Source organism: Zoogloea sp. JDB1 (assembly GCF_056724025.1).
The window spans coordinates 3,669,937-3,687,935 of record NZ_CM161496.1 but is presented as its reverse complement, the minus strand read 5'-3'; the positions used below and the strand labels follow the sequence as shown (position 1 = coordinate 3,687,935).

Annotated in this window: 17 protein-coding genes; 5 read left to right on the top strand and 12 right to left on the bottom strand. The window is 62.8% G+C overall.

Translation table 11 applies throughout. The features are described from left to right. Positions 1-3: 3 nt before the first annotated feature. The 9 genes from AC1PPK_RS16595 to AC1PPK_RS16555 all read right to left on the bottom strand — a co-directional run bounded on the left by AC1PPK_RS16595 (position 4) and on the right by AC1PPK_RS16555 (position 10,972). Entirely contained in the window at positions 4-3,138 is a 3,135-nt protein-coding gene (locus AC1PPK_RS16595; protein ID WP_481114120.1) for an efflux RND transporter permease subunit, read from the bottom strand. Between the two features lie 13 nt (positions 3,139-3,151). Continuing rightward, a complete protein-coding gene (locus AC1PPK_RS16590) occupies positions 3,152-4,771 on the bottom strand; it encodes an efflux RND transporter periplasmic adaptor subunit (RefSeq protein ID WP_481114119.1) in 1,620 nt (539 codons plus the stop codon). Continuing rightward, positions 4,768-5,943 carry a TolC family protein gene (locus tag AC1PPK_RS16585; RefSeq protein WP_481114118.1) on the bottom strand — a complete coding sequence of 392 codons (1,176 nt, stop codon included), beginning with the start codon at positions 5,941-5,943 and terminating at the stop codon, positions 4,768-4,770. Before AC1PPK_RS16585 ends, AC1PPK_RS16590 begins: the two co-directional genes overlap by 4 nt. Before the next feature lie 168 nt (positions 5,944-6,111). Then, positions 6,112-6,453 (bottom strand): copper-binding protein, encoded by a 342-nt coding sequence (locus AC1PPK_RS16580; protein ID WP_481114117.1) that lies wholly within the window; start codon positions 6,451-6,453, stop codon positions 6,112-6,114. 30 nt (positions 6,454-6,483) lie between these two features. Next, on the bottom strand, positions 6,484-6,915 hold the full coding sequence (locus AC1PPK_RS16575; protein WP_374487306.1) for a DUF411 domain-containing protein: 432 nt from the start codon (positions 6,913-6,915) through the stop codon (positions 6,484-6,486). Positions 6,916-7,010: 95 nt separating this feature from the next. Further along, positions 7,011-7,727, bottom strand: a complete 717-nt coding sequence (locus tag AC1PPK_RS16570) for a c-type cytochrome (RefSeq protein WP_481114116.1) — start codon at positions 7,725-7,727, stop codon at positions 7,011-7,013. Positions 7,728-7,764: 37 nt separating this feature from the next. Then, positions 7,765-9,186: a multicopper oxidase family protein gene (locus AC1PPK_RS16565; RefSeq protein WP_481114115.1), complete on the bottom strand. Its 1,422-nt coding sequence runs from the start codon at positions 9,184-9,186 to the stop codon at positions 7,765-7,767. A 16-nt stretch (positions 9,187-9,202) separates the two neighbouring features. After that, positions 9,203-10,645, bottom strand: a complete 1,443-nt coding sequence (locus AC1PPK_RS16560; RefSeq protein ID WP_481114114.1) for a TolC family protein — start codon at positions 10,643-10,645, stop codon at positions 9,203-9,205. Between the two features lie 9 nt (positions 10,646-10,654). Beyond that, positions 10,655-10,972, bottom strand: a complete 318-nt coding sequence (locus tag AC1PPK_RS16555; protein WP_481114113.1) for a hypothetical protein — start codon at positions 10,970-10,972, stop codon at positions 10,655-10,657. Between the two features lie 181 nt (positions 10,973-11,153). Here AC1PPK_RS16555 and AC1PPK_RS16550 point away from each other — a divergent pair, with 181 nt between their 5' ends. From AC1PPK_RS16550 to AC1PPK_RS16530, 5 genes are all read left to right on the top strand, one after another. After that, positions 11,154-11,837 carry a heavy metal response regulator transcription factor gene (locus tag AC1PPK_RS16550; protein ID WP_374486942.1) on the top strand — a complete coding sequence of 228 codons (684 nt, stop codon included), beginning with the start codon at positions 11,154-11,156 and terminating at the stop codon, positions 11,835-11,837. Continuing rightward, positions 11,837-13,273 (top strand): heavy metal sensor histidine kinase, encoded by a 1,437-nt coding sequence (locus AC1PPK_RS16545; RefSeq protein ID WP_481114112.1) that lies wholly within the window; start codon positions 11,837-11,839, stop codon positions 13,271-13,273. The genes AC1PPK_RS16550 and AC1PPK_RS16545 overlap by 1 nt, the downstream gene beginning before the upstream one ends. A 21-nt stretch (positions 13,274-13,294) precedes the next feature. Then, on the top strand, positions 13,295-13,669 hold the full coding sequence (locus tag AC1PPK_RS16540; protein ID WP_481114111.1) for a hypothetical protein: 375 nt from the start codon (positions 13,295-13,297) through the stop codon (positions 13,667-13,669). Positions 13,670-13,831: 162 nt separating this feature from the next. Next, positions 13,832-14,014: a hypothetical protein gene (locus AC1PPK_RS16535; protein ID WP_079436208.1), complete on the top strand. Its 183-nt coding sequence runs from the start codon at positions 13,832-13,834 to the stop codon at positions 14,012-14,014. 109 nt (positions 14,015-14,123) lie between these two features. Beyond that, positions 14,124-14,567 (top strand): GNAT family N-acetyltransferase, encoded by a 444-nt coding sequence (locus AC1PPK_RS16530; protein WP_481114110.1) that lies wholly within the window; start codon positions 14,124-14,126, stop codon positions 14,565-14,567. 43 nt (positions 14,568-14,610) lie between these two features. On the opposite strand, the gene AC1PPK_RS16525 is transcribed toward AC1PPK_RS16530, so the two are convergent. The 3 genes from AC1PPK_RS16525 to merA form a co-directional block, all read right to left on the bottom strand. Further along, positions 14,611-14,886, bottom strand: a complete 276-nt coding sequence (locus AC1PPK_RS16525) for a CopK family periplasmic copper-binding protein (protein ID WP_374486945.1) — start codon at positions 14,884-14,886, stop codon at positions 14,611-14,613. Positions 14,887-15,403: 517 nt separating this feature from the next. Beyond that, positions 15,404-15,817 (bottom strand): hypothetical protein, encoded by a 414-nt coding sequence (locus AC1PPK_RS16520; RefSeq protein ID WP_079436212.1) that lies wholly within the window; start codon positions 15,815-15,817, stop codon positions 15,404-15,406. A gap of 483 nt (positions 15,818-16,300) precedes the next feature. After that, complete coding sequence (merA, locus tag AC1PPK_RS16515; RefSeq protein WP_481114109.1) at positions 16,301-17,992, bottom strand: mercury(II) reductase; 1,692 nt, start codon at positions 17,990-17,992, stop codon at positions 16,301-16,303. Positions 17,993-17,999 lie beyond the last annotated feature (7 nt).

Sequence of the window (17,999 nt, the reverse complement as noted above, 5' to 3'; positions counted from 1 at the left end):
TGGCTACCCCTCCAGCCCACGTCCCAGCCGCCATTGCTTGACCAGCGCGTAGATGGCCGGGATCACGGCGAGGGTCAGGACGGTGGAGGAAATCATCCCGCCGACCATCGGTGCGGCGATGCGGCTCATCACTTCCGAGCCGGTGCCAGTGCCCCACATGATCGGCAAGAGGCCGGCCATGATCGCGACGACCGTCATCATCTTCGGGCGGACGCGCTCGACGGCGCCTTCCATCACCGCCTCGTACAGGTCGCCCACGTGGGGTGCGCGGCCTTCCTCGCGGCAGCGGGCCTTGAGCGCTTCCCAGGCGTGATCCAGGTAGATCAGCATCACCACACCGGTCTCCGCCGCCACGCCAGCCAACGCGATGAAGCCGACCGCCACCGCGACGGACAGGTTGTAGCCGAGCAGCCACATCAGCCACACGCCACCGACCAGCGCGAAAGGCACCGACAGCATGACGATCAAGGTTTCGGTGATGCGCCGGAAGTTCAGATAGAGCAGCAGGAAGATCGTCAGCAGCGTGATCGGGATGACGATCTTCATCTTCTCGATCGCGCGCTCCATGAACTCGAACTGGCCGCTCCAGGTCACGTAGTAGCCCGGCGGGAACTTGATTTGCGCGGCGACGGCCTTCTTGGCATCCGCCACGTAACCGCCGATGTCCCGGTCACGGATGTCCACAAAGATATAGGCCGACAACAAGGCGTTCTCGGTGCGGATGCCCGGGGTGCCTTTCGCCACCATGACCTTCGCCAACTGTCCCAGCGGCACCATCGTGCCCCCCATGGTCGGCACCAGCACTTCGCGGGCGATCTGCTGCGGGTCGGAACGCAGCTCACGCGGGTAGCGCACCGTGACGCCGAAGCGCTCGCGGCCTTCGACGGTGGTGGTCACCATCTCGCCGCCCAGCGCGCTGCCGATCACATCCTGCAGGTCGCCGACGGCCAGGCCGTAGCGGGCCAGTTGCTCCCGGTCGGGCTCGATGTTGAGGTAGAAGCCGCCGGTGATGCGCTCGGCGAAGGCGCTGGTGGTGCCCGGCACCGTTTTGACGACCGCCTCGATCTCTTTGGCCAGTTTCTCCATTTCAGCGAGATCCTTGCCGAAGACCTTGATGCCGATCGGCGTGCGGATGCCGGTGGACAGCATGTCGGTGCGGGCCTTGATCGGCATCGTCCAGGCATTGGCGACGCCGGGGAACTGCAGGGCCTTGTCCATTTCTGAGATCAGCTTGTCGGTGGTCATGCCCGGCCGCCATTCGGATTGGGGCTTGAGGTTGATGACGGTCTCGAACATCTCCGTCGGCGCCGGATCGGTCGCCGTGTTGGCGCGACCGGCCTTGCCGAACACCGACTCCACTTCCGGGAAACTCTTGATGATTTTGTCCTGGGTCTGCATCAGCTCGGCAGCCTTGGTGATCGACATGCCCGGCAGGGAGGCTGGCATGTAGAGCAAGGTGCCTTCGTTCAAGGTCGGCATGAACTCCGAGCCAAGACGCGAGGCCGGATAGATCGACACGCCCAAGGCGAGCATTGCCAGTACGATGGTCAGCTTCTTCCAGCGCATCACTGCTGCGATGATGGGCCGGTACAGCCAGATCAACACCCGGTTCACCGGGTTCTTGGCCTCCGGCATGATCTTGCCGCGGATGAACAGCAGCATCAGCACCGGCACCAAGGTGACGGACAAGAACGCGGCGCCGGCCATCGAGAAGGTCTTGGTGTAGGCCAGCGGCGAGAACAGGCGGCCTTCCTGGCCTTCCAGCGTGAACACCGGCAGGAAGGAGACGGTGATGATCAAGAGCGAGAAGAACAGCGCCGGGCCGACCTCCTTGCAGGCGGCCAGCATGGCTTCGAAACGTTCGGCCGTGGTGTGGCCGTCCGGCAGGCGCTCCAGGTGCTTGTGGGCGTTCTCGATCATCACGATGGCGGCGTCGATCATTGCGCCGATCGCAATGGCGATGCCACCCAGGCTCATCAGGTTGGAGTTCATGCCCAGCAGGCGCATCGCGATGAAGGCCATCAGCACGCCCACCGGCAACATCAGGATCGCCACCAGCGCGCTGCGCACATGGAGCAGGAAGACCACGCAGACTAGCGCCACGATGATCGACTCCTCGATCAGCGTGCCCTTCAGGGTCTCGATGGCCCGGTGGATCAGCTCGGAGCGGTCATAGACGGTCTGCACCGACACGCCTTCCGGCAGGCCGGGCCCGATCTCGGCGATCTTGTCCTTCAGGTTGTGGATGACCTCCAGCGCGTTCTGTCCGTAGCGGGCCATGGCGATGCCGGCCACCACCTCGCCGTCGCCGTTCAGCTCGGTGAGGCCGCGGCGTTCGTCCGGCGCCAGCTCGACGCGGGCGATGTCGCGGACCAGCACCGGCGTGCCCTTGTCAGCCTTCACCACCAGCCGTTCAATGTCCGCCTTGCCGCGCAGGTAGCCCTTGCCGCGCACCATGTACTCGGTCTCGGCCATCTCCACCACGCGGCCGCCGACGTCCCGGTTGGAGTCGCGGATCACCTGGGCGACCTTCATCAGCGGAATGCCGTAGGCGCGCAGCTTCACCGGATCGACGGTGACCTGGTAGGTTTGCACGAAGCCGCCGATGGAGGCCACCTCGGCGACGCCGTGGGCCTTGGCCAGCTGGTAGCGCAGATACCAGTCCTGGATCGTACGCAGCTCGGCAAGGGTCTTCTCCTTGGCGATCAGCGCGTATTGATAGACCCAGCCGACGCCGGTGGCGTCCGGGCCGATCTGGGGTGTCACGCCCTTGGGCATGCGGCCCGCGGCGAAGTTGAGGTATTCGAGGACCCGCGAGCGGGCCCAGTAGATGTCGGTGCCGTCTTCGAAAATGATGTAGACGAAGGACGCACCGAAGAACGAGAAGCCGCGCACGACCTTCGATTTGGGCACCGACAGCATGGCCGTGGTGAGCGGGTAGGTCACCTGGTCCTCGACCACCTGCGGCGCCTGGCCGGGGTATTCGGTGTAGACGATGACCTGCACGTCGGAGAGGTCGGGCAGCGCGTCGATGGGCGTACGCAGCACCGCAAACACCCCAGCCGCGAGAATGAACAGTGTGGCGAGCAGAACCAGGAAGCGGTTCCGGCCCGACCAGTCGATGATTTTGGCCAACATGATGGATCCCGTGTCAGTGGCCGGCGTGAGGATTGGCTGCCGGCGCCGAGGCGGCCGCCTTGCCGGCCGGGGCCGCCGAGGTGATGACCCATTCGCCGGGCTGGCGCTCGACGAATTCAACCTCCACCTTAACGCCCGGCTTCAAGGCCTGGAGCAGCGACGGATTGGCCACCTTGAACTCCATGGTCATCGCCGGCCACTTGAGGCTGGCAACCGGGCCGTGACTCAAGCTGACCGTCCCGTCCTTGGCATCGACACTGTCCACCGTGCCTTCAGCCCGGTGCCCGGCCGCTTGGGGCGCCGCCGCAGGCTTCTCGCCGTCCTTTCCGGACTTCGGTGCACCACCATGGCCCGAATGACCAAAGCCACCGACCGCCGCTTTCAGGTTGCTTTCCGCATCGATCAGGAAGTTGGCGGCGACGACCACCTTTTCGCCGGCCTTGACGCCATCCATCACTTCGATATGGTTCTCGCTACGCCCACCCAGCTTCACGTCCCGCGGCTCGAAGCGCCCTTCGCCGTGGGCGACGAGGACGATCTGGCGAGTGCCGCTATCAATCACCGCCGAATTCGGCACGGTCACGACCTGGCCCTTGCCCCCCACCGGCACTTCTACCTGCGCAAACATCGCGGGTTTCAGGAGTTGCCCCGGGTTGGCGAGCTCGACCCGGACGGGCACGGTCCGCGTTTCCGCATTCAAGGTCGGATAGACATAGCTCACCTTGCCCTCGAAGATCTTGTCCGGATAGGCGTTGATGCGCACCTTGGCCAGCGCGCCGCTACGCACCTGGCCAATGTCCTGCTCGAAGACGTCGGCGATGACCCATACCGACGACAGATCGGCCACCTGGTACAAGGTGTCGCCGGGCATGAAGCGCATGCCTTGCAGCGCCTTCTTCTCGGTGACGATACCGGCCACCGGCGAGCGGAAGGTCAGCGTGCGCTTGGTCGCGCCCGACTTGGCGAGGGCGCGGATCTGCTCCTCCGAAATGTCCCAGTTGCGCAGGCGCAGCAGGCTGGATTCGGCGAGCTGCTTCATGCCGCTCTGCGCTTCGCTGCCGGCCCCCTTGAGCGCTTCGACACCCTGGGCGGCGATGGCGTATTCCCGTTGGGCGGACACCAGTTCCGGGCTGTAGACCTCGAACAGCGGCTGGCCTTGGGCGACCGGCTGGCCAGTCACGTTCACGTGCAGACGCTCGACGTAGCCCTCGAACTTCGGGGCGATGGCGAAACTGCGTCGTTCATCGATCTCAATGCGGCCAGCGGCCCGTACCGTGCGGTCCAGAGAACGCAGTTCGGCGACCTCGGTACGCACACCAAGCTTTTGCACTTTCTCGGTACTGATCTTGATCCATCTGGCTGCTGCGGGCGTCTCGTCCGCCTCGCCTTCATAGACTGGGATGTAGTCCATTCCCATCGGGTCCTTCTTGGGCGTCGGTGAGGTATCCGGCAGGCCCATCGGATTGCGGTAGTACAACAGCTTGCGCTCCTTCTTCGCGCCCTCCGCGGGGACCGCTGCGACTGAGGCTGCCGGCGCCCCATGGCTCGCCATGGGGCGCTGCCCGAACCAGTAACCGCCGCCGGCAGCCAACGTGACAGCAAGGCCGACCGCAATGCCTGCGCCTGTTTTCATAGGTCTTCTCCAAGAATGCGTTCGATGTCGGCAAGGCGTATCTGTGCTTCGGCCTGGGCCTTGATTTGGGACTGTCGGGCCTGCCGGATCTGCCGCTGGGCGTCGAGCAAAGTGGCGAAGTCCACCTTGCCGGTCTCGTACCCGGCGAGGGCCGCCTTGAAAGTGAGTTCAGATTGCGGCAAGAGGCTCGTTGAGGCCAGGTTCTCGGTCCGGCGAGCCGCATCGAAACCGGACAGGTTCTCGGCCAGATCACCCAGCACCTGATTGGCGGTCGCGTCGCGGCGGGCCTTGGCGGCAGACAGCATGGCCTCGGACTCCCGCTCCTGGGCCCGGCGGCTGCCCTGCTGTAGCGGCAGGTTCAGTTCCACCATCAATTCCCATTCACGCACCGCGCCCTGGTACTGGATTGGCGAGACACCGAGCGTGAAGTCGGGGTAGCGGTTCTTGTAAGTGAGTTCGCGACTCTTCTCCGCCGAGCGAATGCGGGCTTCGTCGGCAAAGATCTGTGGGTTCTTCGTCCGTGCCCGCTCTTCCAGGGTCGTCGGATCGAGTTGAGCGGGCGCGGGCAGTGTCCGCAGGCGCTCCGGGGCCGCCAAGGGAGAGGAAGTCGGCCTTGCAAGAAGGGCATTCAGGCGCGCCTGCAGTTGCCGACGTTCGTTCTGCAGGGCGACCAACTCATTTTTCATGCTGGTCTGTTCGACCTGGGCACGGATCACGTCCTGTTGAGCGGCCAGTCCGCCGGCGTAGCGCACCTGGGCGATCTTCTCGAGACGGACCATCAGGTCGAGGATTTCGCGGGTCAGCTGCTCGTTGCGATAGACGTACTGGAGCTGCGAATAGGCGGTCTTGATGCGGGCGGCCAGTTCCGCCCAGGTGCCGCTGGCACGCCCTTCGGCGCCGCGGGCATCGAGTTCAGCGATCTCCCGCTTCAGATCCCGCTTGCCGAGCCAGGGCACGTCCTGCATCAGCAGGTAGCGCGTGCTGCCGACCTGGGCCGGCAGCAGCGCCGGATTCTGTTCGCCCATGCGCGTGATGTCGCGCAGTTCGGTACGGAACTTCGGGTCGGGCAGCGCACCGGCGGGCACGATGCGCTCTGTGGCGGCGTCAGCTTCAAACCGCATCGCCGCGTAGTCGGGGTTGCGACTGCGGGCATAGTTCAGCAGCGAATCCACGTCGGCGCCGATTGGGGCCTCCTGTGCCTGAGCTACCCAACTGAATGCGCCCAACAACGCGATGGCGGCCCACCGCATCCGCCTGCCTCGTATTCTCATGTTCCACTCCCTGGACGGTGACGCCTGGAAGGCGGGTGCTTCCCCGCGCTTCCGACATCGCGAAGCAACTTAGTCGCGCTGCAAGTGCACGACGGTCATGGCGCCGTTGATCTGCTCTGCCATGAAATGGATTGTGTCCCCGGCCTTCACCTGATCCAGCCAGGCCGGATCCTTCACGCGGAACACCATGGTCATCCCCGGCATGCCGTTCGGCAGCGGGCCGTGGGACAGTGTGAGTTTGCCGGCCGACTTATCGACCTTCTTCACCAGACCTTCGGTCATTTGAGATGCAGCCATACCGTGGCCCGCATGGTTGTGGGCCGCCGCGTCGGGCGTTTCGTTGTCCGCAAAGGCCGGCAGACTGACGGTGCCGACAAGGACGGCAAAGACGATTCCAAGGGTCGTTTTCATGATTTGATCCAGATGAACGCAATTGAATGATCAGTGGCGGGCAAACACGCGGCTTGAGCCATCGGTACGCACGAGCAGCGTCTCGTAGGGCATTGGCCGGTCGCTCTCCATCCCTGGGGAGCCCGGCGGCATCGACGGCACGGCAAGACCAATGGCTTGCGGCTTCTCTTTCAGCAAGCGCTCGACGTCAGCAGCCGGGACATGCCCTTCGATGAGGTAGTTGCCGACTTTGGCCGTATGGCACGAGCCGTAGGCTTCCGGCATGCCGAGCTTCTTGCGCTGCCCCGGAACGTCGGTCACATCGTGCGTCCTGACCTCGAAGCCCCGGGCGCGCAGGTGCTCTACCCATTTCCCGCAGCAACCGCAGTACGGACTTTTGTACACATCGACCGGCGCTCCAGCCAGTACCGAGCCTGCCATCAAGCTCAGGACGGAGGACACGATCAGTGTCTGCAGTTTCATGGCGATTCCTTGGGTGATGGGATGACTCATTTTGGCAAGCGCTCCCCGACGGGAAGCTGTCCCAAAAATTACATTTCGGTAATCTTGGCGCGGCGTCAGTGGTTATGCTTGAAGCCGGGCGGATGGGTGTGGCCCTTCTTCTCGGTGGGCGGCGCCGATGTCGGCGCTTCCGCGCGAGGGTCAGCATGGTCGGCGTGGTCAGGACCGTCGTGATCATGATGACCAGGGTCGTCGCCATGCGCGTGCCCATCGTGATGCCCATCGAGCCCACCATGGCTGTGCCCCTCGCTGGAAGCAACCAGGGTCCGATAATCGGCAGCGGTCAGCCCGGGGAGCTTCTGAACGAACGCGACCAGATCCCAGATCGCCTCATCTTCCATCCCGCCCTTGGACCAGGCCGGCATCCCGGAGGCTTTGATTCCGTGCTTGATGATCCAGAACTGGCGCGCCTCGGCAAATTGCGGATCGAGCGCGGCAGCCGGCTTCTCAGCCAACCTGGGCGGCGTCGGATACAGCCCCTTGCGGATTTCCGAATCGTCCGCATCCGGAGACAGGTGGCAGCCCACGCACATCGCGTCGTAGTTGCCGGAGCCGCGGCGGACCCGTTCGGGATTGACCAGATCGATGGGCGGTTTGATGTCTCCTGCCCGAACGGCGATGGAGCGTTCCCGGGCGAACTCCAGCAAACGGTAGGTCAGCGGATGATGCGGCTCATCGGCCGCGATGTTGATGGCGCCGGCGTAAAGGGCGACGGCGCCCGAGGCCGCGCCCACGGCAGCCAGCGCCGCAACGGTGATCAGGGTCTTGTTCATGATGGGGCTCCTCAGTTCGAGCTATGGTGAATGGGATTCAGTGCCCCGTATGCGGACCGGGCTTGCGGACGTGCACGTCGGTTGCCGCCGGCTTACCCTGCGCGGGCATGGACTGCCCTCCCTGGGTGTTTGCACGGGGAGGCTCGGCAGCGGGCCCCGTCCATTCGTAAGCGCGGGTTCCGGGCGGTTGCTTGTACCAGCTGGGGTCGGCGTAATCGCCGGCTTTCTGCTCGGCACGGACCTTCAGGACGGTGAACATGCCGCCCATTTCCACCGCGCCATAGGGGCCTTGGCCTGTCATCATCGGAAGGGTGTTGTCCGGCAGCGGCATTTCCATTTCCCCCATGTCAGCCATGCCGCGCTCACCCATCACCATGTAGTCGGGGATGAGATCGGTGATCTGCTTGGCGGCCTCCCGGTGATCGACGCCGATCATCGTCGGCACGTCGTGCCCCATCGCATTCATCGTGTGGTGGCTCTTGTGGCAATGGAACGCCCAGTCCCCCGGTTCGCTGGCAATGAATTCGACCTGGCGCATCTGCCCGACAGCAATGTCGGTGGTCACTTCCGGCCAGCGGGCGCCCTTGGGGGTCGGGCCACCATCCGTGCCGGTCACCGTGAATTCATGGCCATGCAGGTGAATCGGATGATTCGTCATCGTCAGGTTGCCCACGCGGATCCGCACGCGATCGTTCTGGCGCACGTTGAGGGAATCGATGCCCGGGAAGGCCCGGCTGTTGAAGGTCCACAAGTTGAAGTCGAGCATCGTGTTCACCTTGGGCGTATAGCTGCCCGGATCGATGTCGTAGGCGTTCAGGAGAAAACAGAAGTCCCGGTCTACGTCATCGATGAGCGGATGGCGGTCCTTCGGATGGGTGACCCAGAAGCCCATCATGCCCATCGCCATCTGGGTCATCTCATCCGCGTGGGGGTGATACATGAAGGTACCCGGGCGGCGTGCCACGAACTCGTAGACGAAGGTCTTGCCCGGCGGGATCTGAGGCTGGGTGAGCCCGCCGACACCATCCATTCCATTGGGCAGGCGCTGTCCGTGCCAATGGATGGTGGTGTGCTCGGGCAGGCGGTTGGTGACGAAAATGCGGACCCGATCGCCTTCGACCACTTCAATGGTAGGGCCGGGGCTTTGTCCGTTGTAACCCCATAGGTGGGCATTCATCCCGGGGGCGATCTCGCGCACAACCGGTTCGGCTACGAGGTGAAACTCCTTGACCCCCTTGTTCATGCGCCATGGCAGGGTCCAACCATTGAGGGTAACCACCGGGTTGTAGGGCCGGCCTGCGCCAGTGACTCCGCGGGGAAGATGCGGCGGTGCCGTGTTTGGATCATTCTTCGTGATCAGTTCCGGCAAGGCGGCCATGGCCACCGGACTCACCGAAGCCGCGGCAACGGCACCTCCGGTCAGCCCCAGACTTTGGATAAATGCGCGACGTGATGTCATCGGATGTCCTTTCGGTTCAGTGATCCGGACGGCCGGTGCTGGCCGGTGCGGTGCGTGCGGCAGGAGCCAGGGACGGCTTACCGATCAGGGCCATCTGCAGATCGCTTTGGGCGATCCAGTAGTCACGCAAGGACTCGATGTAGCTGTTCACGCTGGTGATCTGGGAACGGGCGTCGGCCAACAGATCGAACACCCCGATCAGCATGCCGTTGTAGCGCAGCAGGTTCTCTTCGGCGATCCGCTTGTTGAGCGGTACGATTTCGTCCCGGTAGTGCTTGGCGATATCGAAGCTGCTGCGGTACGCCGAGTAGGCTTCGCGGACTTCCGAACGGGCATTGATTGCCGCCTCGGCCGCGCGTTCGATTGCTTGCCCATAGATGGCTTCGGCCTTGGCGACCTTGCTGCCGCCAAAATCGAAGAGTGGGAGCTCGAAACTCACTTCGTAGCCGCGTTTGTAGCCACTGTCCCGCGTCCCCTCCAGGACGCGCGCCGGACCGAACTCCAGCACGTTGATGAAGCGCGTGGCCTGGGTAAGGCCAAGGTTCTTGGCCAGCGCTTCCGTTTCGAGACGGACGGCCTGGAGATCCAGGCGCTGATCAAGCGCGGTCTGTTCAACGGCCGGCAGTTCGTCGGGTGCCTTGGGCAGATCCGGCAGGCGCTCGGGGAGCCGAATCGACTGTGGCGACGGCAGACCGAGCAGCTTGGTCAAGCGTTCCCGCGCCGCGATATGGGCTTGCTCTGCGCGAGCCAGATCGAGAGCGGCTGAGGCATAGAAGCCTTGCTCACGCGCCTGCTGCAAGCGATTGAAATTACCGACCTCGGCCATCTTGCGAGCCAGTCCGGCACCCGCTTCTGCAGCTTGCCTGACTTTCCGGAGGTAACGCACCGACTCCTCCGCGGCGATCGCACCGAAGTAGGCTTTGCGCGTCTCCGAGGCCACCCGGGCAACCTCCAGCGCCGTCATGCGCTGGGTCTGGGCGAAATTCCGCTTCTCGACCTCAACAGCCATGGGCATCGTGATCAGCGCAAACAGGTTGAAGGTCAGTACCTGTTCGATCTTGAACTCGCGCACACCATTCTCGGCTCGACTGGCACGCAGCATGGAGAAATGGGGGTTGGGCAGCCGCCCGGCCTGGACCATTTCAGCTTCGCTGATGCCAAGCTCGTAGAACGACGCGCGCAGCCCGCGGTTGTTATAGATGGCGACCTGAACCGCGTCCTCCACCGTCAGCGGCTTGGTCAGCAATTCGGCGACGCGGGCATCGACCTCCTTGCGGTCCGCATCGTCTCTGGCCCAGCGGGCATCGGCGCCGATTCGGGCACGGGTCGTATCCCGGACCGTGCCGAAGCCTCCGTCCTCAGAAAAGCTGGCACAGCCGCTGAGGGTCAGCGTGCCGAGCACCAGCACGGTCAGGGTCTTGATCAGCCCCAGGGGGCGTACGGATAGGTATGAGCGCATGGCGGCCTCCTAATGATGATGGCCGGCAGGCGGCATGGCCGGCGTCGTCGGCGCCGCATCGCCCTTTTTCTGCAAAGCCTCACGGGCTTCACGAGCCTCAGCGGGCTGGTCAGGCGTAGAGGGGGCTGCATGTGCATCCATTCCGCGCTGGACCGATTCATTGGCGGCGCGCCACGGCCCGACCGGCGGTTCCGACCAAGCGTGGTAATCCGACAGGGAGGACACATAAGAGGATGTACTGGAGGGGGCCTCCAGCGAGGGCGGCGCGGCCGCCCAGGCGCTTTTCATCAAGGCAAGCGCAGACAGCCCGAGCAGAAAGGATCGCATCGGTCTTCTCCATGGGGTCAAAAGGAGGGCTTGGGAATCTGGCGTTCCCATGGCGAGCAGTGTGCGGCGCAAAAACCGACAGGAGACTGACCCACGAATTACATCTTTGTAATCTTGGAAAAAACGGAAGTGCGTTGCGCCACACTAGCGCCAGCCGTATGAGCGGGAAGCGAGGAAGACCATGAAAATACTGATCGTCGAGGACGAACCCAAAACCGGGGACTACCTCAAGCAAGGGCTGGTCGAGGCCGGCTTCAATGTGGATTTGGTCCGGGATGGCATGGACGGACTGCATTGTGGAATGAACGAAGCCTACGATCTCATCGTGCTCGACGTGATGTTGCCGGGACTCGATGGCTGGCGCGTCCTGCAGGCCCTGCGCAAGGCTGGCAAGGAGATGCCGATCTTGTTTCTGACCGCCAAAGACAGCGTTGATGACCGGGTCAAGGGGCTGGAGCTGGGCGCTGACGATTACCTCGTGAAGCCCTTCGCCTTCTCGGAGCTCCTGGCCCGGGTGCGCACACTGCTACGCCGTGGTGTGAAGAACAAGGAAGTCGATGCCTTGCGAGCAGCCGACCTCGAGCTGGATCTCCCGCGTCGGCGTGTCACCCGAGCAGGTCGGCGGATTGATCTGACCGCCAAGGAGTTTGCCCTCCTTGAACTGTTGCTACGACGACGTGGCGAAGTGCTCCCGCGCTCGTTGATCGCATCGCAGGTATGGGACATGAACTTTGACAGCGACACCAACGTGATCGAAGTGGCCGTGCGCCGCCTTCGCGCCAAGATCGACGACGGCTTCGAGCCCAAGCTGATTCGCACTGTGCGGGGCATGGGCTATGTGCTGGAAGAACAGGAGAGCGAATAGTGCGCACGAGCGTCCGCCGCAAGTCCCTGACCTTCCGCCTGACCCTGCTTTTTGCGGCAGCCTCGACGGCCGTGTTGCTGGTTCTGGGGTTGATCGTGGCCCAGTCCGTCGAACACCACTTCGAAGAACAGGACATGGAGGCCTTGACCGGCAAACTTGAACTGATTCGCCATGCCATGGCGAAGGTCCGCTCACCCACGGACCTGGCGGCCATTCCCCAGCAGATGGATGACTCACTGATCGGACATCACGGCCTGGTCGTCGCACTCAAGGGACCGGATGGGCGCACCCTGTTTGCGACCGAAGGCGCGCCTTTCCCTCAACCGCTGCTGGATCGTGTCAAGACGGCCGGGGTCAATCACCCCTACGTCTGGCAAGTGGATGGACAAATGCCTTTCCGGGGCATTGCGGCCGAGGTGCCGACCGGGGTGCCGTCGTGGCCGCCGGCCGTTGTCGCAGTGGCGACAGATATCTCCCATCACCGCAATTTCATGGACTCGTTCATGAGGACACTGTGGCTCGTCATCGTGGGCGGCACGGCCGCAACCGGTCTGCTCGGCTGGTTCGTCGCCCGCCGAGGCTTGGCACCTCTGCGCGAGATGAGACGGAGGGCAACGGAAGTGAGCGCCCAGCATCTTGACCAGCGCCTGCCAGTGGACACCGTGCCGGTCGAACTGGCCGAGTTGGCCGAATCCCTCAACGACATGCTGGCCCGGCTGGAGGAGTCCTTCACGCGTCTCTCGGACTTCTCGTCCGATCTGGCCCACGAACTCCGCACGCCAGTCAGCAACCTGATGACGCAAACCCAGGTGGCACTCTCGAAGACCCGCACATCAGGCGAGTACCGGGAAGTGCTGGAATCCAACGCCGAGGAGTACGAACGCCTCTCGCGCATGATCTCGGACATGCTGTTCCTGGCCAAGTCGGAAAATGGTCTCATCGTGCCAGGTCAGGAAACCTTTGATCTGGCGGACGAGGTCATGGCCCTGTTCGATTTTTACGGGGCCCTGGCCGAAGAGAACGGCGTGGCCCTCAAGCTAGAAGGTTCAGGATGGGTGACCGGAGACCGGCTGATGCTCCGACGCGCCATCGGCAACCTTCTATCCAACGCGCTTCGCTACACGCCATCGGGTGGGCACATCACCGTAACGGTCAGCGTCATATGCGACAACACCGACACCGAAACCGTCCACCTCGCCGTCGAGAACACCGGGGAGCCTATCCCGACAGAACACCTGTCCCGTCTCTTTGATCGCTTCTACCGTGTGGACGCATCGCGCCGCCATTCGGGCGATGGCGCCGGACTGGGCCTTGCGATCACCCGTTCCATCCTCCGCGCGCACCAAGGCGACATCGAGGGTCGGACGGGGGAAGACAGCAACATTTTCGAGATGTGGATACCGACATCGATCGTCACGCCCCACAGCGCGGACTGATCCGTTTGCAGGCTCACGGCCATGATCTGCTCAGATGAATTCTCTTCGTCAAACGACCTTTTGCTTGAAGCGACGAGTCGTCGCCTGAAGACCCTCGGACTGCAAACGCTCCAGGCGACGGATTCGGGAGACGCCGAGACGGTCACGGCCTTGTTTGCCCAGTTCATCGACTGCGCGTATCGCAGCTACGCGTTAGAGGAGCGCTGGCTCAAGGCCTGTGCGAGCCCTGATCGGGAAGCCCATCTTCGGGAACACACCTACCTGATCGAACTGACCGCCGAGCTCTACATGAACCTCATGGACGATGACCGACGGACCTGCGCTTCAATACGTCAGGTACTGCAGGAGGCCTTCCTGCCGCACATTACTGTCCGGGACCGCGGCTCATCATACTGAACCACCACACTGTGGCTTCATGAGCGGAGTGCGCTATCTGCCGGATATATCCAGTGGATACATTCTCTTTTTTGATCTAGTATCCGAGTGCCTTCCCGCCGCGTGGAAGGCGTTCTTACGTACTGTGCCCTTACCATGAAACACTCCGCCCGCAGCCTTCTTATGAAGAAACACGCTTCGTCCCTCAAGGCGAAGAAGCGGCTTGTCGTGTCCGTGGAGTCTGTCCGGCCGACTCAGGCTGTTCAGGAGCGCGCGGTACATCTGGCCGCTGCGGCTCGGCGCGCCAAAGAAGCCCACTTCCTCGACAAGTACCGGATCGCGCTGCCCCCGGCTGATGCTGCCTGAAGAGGGGTATGGCTACCTCCCGATCACGGAGGTTGAGCCCGCGACCCTTGGGGCATTCACCTGCGGAAAGCCCCGGCTGGACGAGTTCCTGACCACACAGGCGCGGGCCTTGCATGAAGCCAGACTGGGCTTCACCAACGTGGTCTTCCATCAGCAGTTCGAAGGTCCGGTCGGCTACTTCACGCTCGCCAACGACGCGATCAAGCTCAACGACTCCGAGAAGTTCGAATTGGGGTTCGGTGAGCACATCGAACTTGCTGCCTTTCCCGCCGTCAAGATCGGGCGACTTGCGGTCCATCAGGATCTGCAACGCAGGGGAGTGGGCGGCGCCTTGATGGCACTCCTCCTCGGTGACATTCTCAATACGGCGGGCTTGTCTGCTGCGCGATTGATCGTCGTCGATGCGGACAACGACAACGCAGTTCTCTGCTTCTACGAAAAGCTCGGTTTCGAGACCAGCCTGTGGGCGGAAGACATGGCCAAGAACCACACTAAGAAGCGCGCTCCCGCCGCCACGATCAAGATGCACCGGGACGTCTTCAAGGGCCTCTGAACGCGAGTTGAAGCGAATGGTCCGAAGACCATCCGCCACCACCTCAGAACTTCGGGTTCAGCGTTCCCTTTTCGGTGATTGTCTTCCACAGGGCATCGTTCTTCATCACGTACTTGGCTCCGTCCTTGGCTTCCATCGTCACACCGTTCCGCATCTTGACGCGATTGCCGGCGGCGTCGATATGAACCATCGTCCCGTCCTTTTTCACAAAGACTTTGCCACCATCCTTGAGCTCAATGGTCTGTGCCGTGACCCGCTCGCCGGCGGCCAAAGCGGACAGTGAGACAGCCAGTAACAAGGGTATCAACAGCTTGCGCATGATCATTCTCCTTCGCATGGATTAGATTGATTGCATTTGCTTTTCTGGGTCGATCTACCACATCTGAATCACCTCCATTTCCGATTCAGGGTTGAGGTGACACCGCCGCCGCAGGTCGGCCGAGATCACGAACAGTGATCGGAGCGGCACGGTGATCATGTCGCCAAACCTTGGAACAGGCCGGCAGCCATCGCCATCTCGCAGAGGCAGCGGGGATGACCAGCGTTCGGAGCCAGCAAGAGGAGGCCTGAGCCAAGCTCAGGGCCTTGGCCGACATCCAGCATATGTCGAGCCTCGGTACTGGGGACCGCGGTGCCTAAGGCCAGTGCAAGAGCGAAACAAACGAAGCCAATGGACAGCGCGGAGCGAGTCGGCGAACACGGAGCCTCCAGACATGGAAACGAATCAGCTCGGGCGAATCCCCATGCGAGCGAGCCTAAAGGTCACAAGCACGGGGGAGCAGAACCGTTGTGCTGTATCGACCGCTCAGGTCGTCAGCACAGTGTCGTCGGGAGGCCTAAATGCGGAAGCAGCAGTGCAAGATGGCGTGCGGTGGGAACGACTCAGCGAGGAAGTTGGCTAAGGCGGCAGGCGGGAACCGGAAATTCAGCTCGGATGCTGTGGAAACGACATAGAGGCTGGTCAGCAGAATTGCAGGCAGCGTCGGGATCTGCGTCTGATCATTCAGCTGACCAAAATGGGCATGTTCGGTGCAAAGATTGGGATTAGCCATGTCCGGTCGCTCCATCCCGTCACAACAGGCGGGTATGTCCATGGATGGGTTGTCGTCCGAGGACATGATGGATACCGATACTTGATTCAATCCAACCGGAGAGGACTGAGGACAGGCATACGACGCAACCGCCATTTGCGCGAACAGAAATACCCCAATCAACAGATGACAGATTAGTTGTTTGAAGTGGCGGGTCATGGTTAACACGCCACAGCGTCAGGCTGACGACGTCCGTTGGCATCGGGCTCACTTTGATCGAGGTCTGCGCCTCCCAAACGGAACCTGCTGCAAGTGCTGCGATGATCGGATGAGACCATGGCATTAGTGCGCCAACACAACGCTCGGCAAGGTTTTCCAGCGTGGCGACTATCGCCCTCCACTGATTGATTGGCTCGAGAATTTCGGCGTCGCCGGGTCATTTCACACCACACATGAAAGCACAACTCATTTTCACTTAATGAAGTCTAGTTCAGACAATGTCGGGGGACCACCACCGAATCCAGCTAAGATTGTTTGCAAACGCGTCAACTGGGTATTTGCCTTCGGTCCGATAGGGCGGGCATCCGGCGCGTCCAGCGCCCGGCACTACCGCGTCAGCGGGGCCAGGCGGATCCCCGCATGAGAAGGCCGCCGGCACGAAACACAGCCGCGGCAGAGCATCCACATCGAACACCCCAGTTCTCACCCGGCGCAACAGGACAGTTGCTTCACGTCCTTACTGAAGGTCTGCGCCGCGAGCTTGAGTCCCTCAACCATGGTCAGATAGGGAAACAACTGGTCGGCCAGCGCCTGCACGGTCATCCGGTGGCAGATCGCCAGCGCCGCCGTCTGGATCAGCTCGCCCGCTTCTGGGGCTACCGCCTGTACGCCGATCAGCCGCCCCGTGCCGACCTCGGCGACCAGCTTGATGAAGCCGCGCGTATCAAAGTTTGCGAGCGCCCTTGGCACATTGTCGAGCGAGAGCGTTCGGCTGTCGGTCTCAATGCCGTCGCGCTGTGCCTCCACTTCGCTGTAACCCACTGTCGCTACTTGTGGATCGGTGAATACCACCGCCGGCATCGTTGTTAGGTCCAGCACCGCGTCGCCGCCGGTCATGTTGATCGCGGCGCGTGTGCCGGCCGCCGCTGCCACATAGACGAATTGTGGCTGGGCGGTGCAGTCACCGGCTGCGTAGATGTGCGGCGCGCTGGTGCACATGGCGCGGTCGATGACGATGGCCCCTTGCGCATTGACCTCGACGCCTGCCGTATCGAGATTGAGGCTGCGGGTGTTCGGTGTGCGGCCGGTGGCGATCAGCAGCTTGTCGGCGCGCACGTCCCCGTGTCCGGTGGTGAGCATGAATTCCCCGTCAGCATAGACGACCTTGCTCGCCTGGGTGTGCTCTAGAACCTCGATGCCCTCGGCGCGGAAGGTGGCCGTAATGGCTTCGCCAATGGCCGGGTCTTCACGGAAGAACAGCGTGCTGCGCGCCAGGATCGTGACCTGGCTGCCCAGGCGGGCGAAGGCTTGCGCCAGCTCGACCGCGACCACGGACGAGCCAATTACGACCAGCCGCTCGGGAATGCGGTCGCTTGTCAGCGCCTCGGTGGAGGTCCAGTAAGGCGTGTCCTTCAAGCCGGGGATTGGCGGGGTCGCGGGGTTGGCCCCGGTAGCGATGAGGCAGCGTTCGAAGCTCACCTCGTGCGTGCCACCGTCACCAGTCGCTACGATCAGCGTACGCACGTCCTTGAAACGGGCTTCGCCACGCAGCATGGTGATGGCCGGGGTGCTCGCCAGGATGCCCTCGTACTTGGCGTGGCGCAGTTCTTCTACTCGGCCATGCTGCTGGGCCAGCAGCCGCTCGCGCAGCACGATCGGCGCTGCGGTAGGCAGACCTTCATCGAACGGGCTTTCGCGGCGCAGATGCGCAATGTGTGCGGCGCGGATCATGATCTTGGAGGGCACACAACCGACATTGACGCAGGTGCCACCGATAGTGCCGCGTTCGATGAGCGTAACGCGCGCTCCACGTTCCACGGCCTTCAAGGCCGCCGCCATCGCCGCACCGCCGCTGCCGATCACGGCGACATGCAGCATCTGCTCGCTGCCACCGCGCTTCGTATCGCCGCCCAGCCAACCCATCGCCTTGTCCAACAGTCCGCCGGTCAGTTTGCCTGCCGAGTCGGCAATCCGTGCGCGGTAGCCAAGCTCTGTCACGGTCGCGACCAACGGGTCCAAGCTCATGTCCGCGTCCATGTCGATCTCGGCCCGTCCTTGCGGATAGGACACTGAGGCCGAGCGCACACCGGGCACGTTCCCCAGAGCCTCCTGGATATGCTCGGCGCACGACGTGCACGTCATGCCATCGATGTGGAAGGCGATTGTTTCGGCCATGATGGCG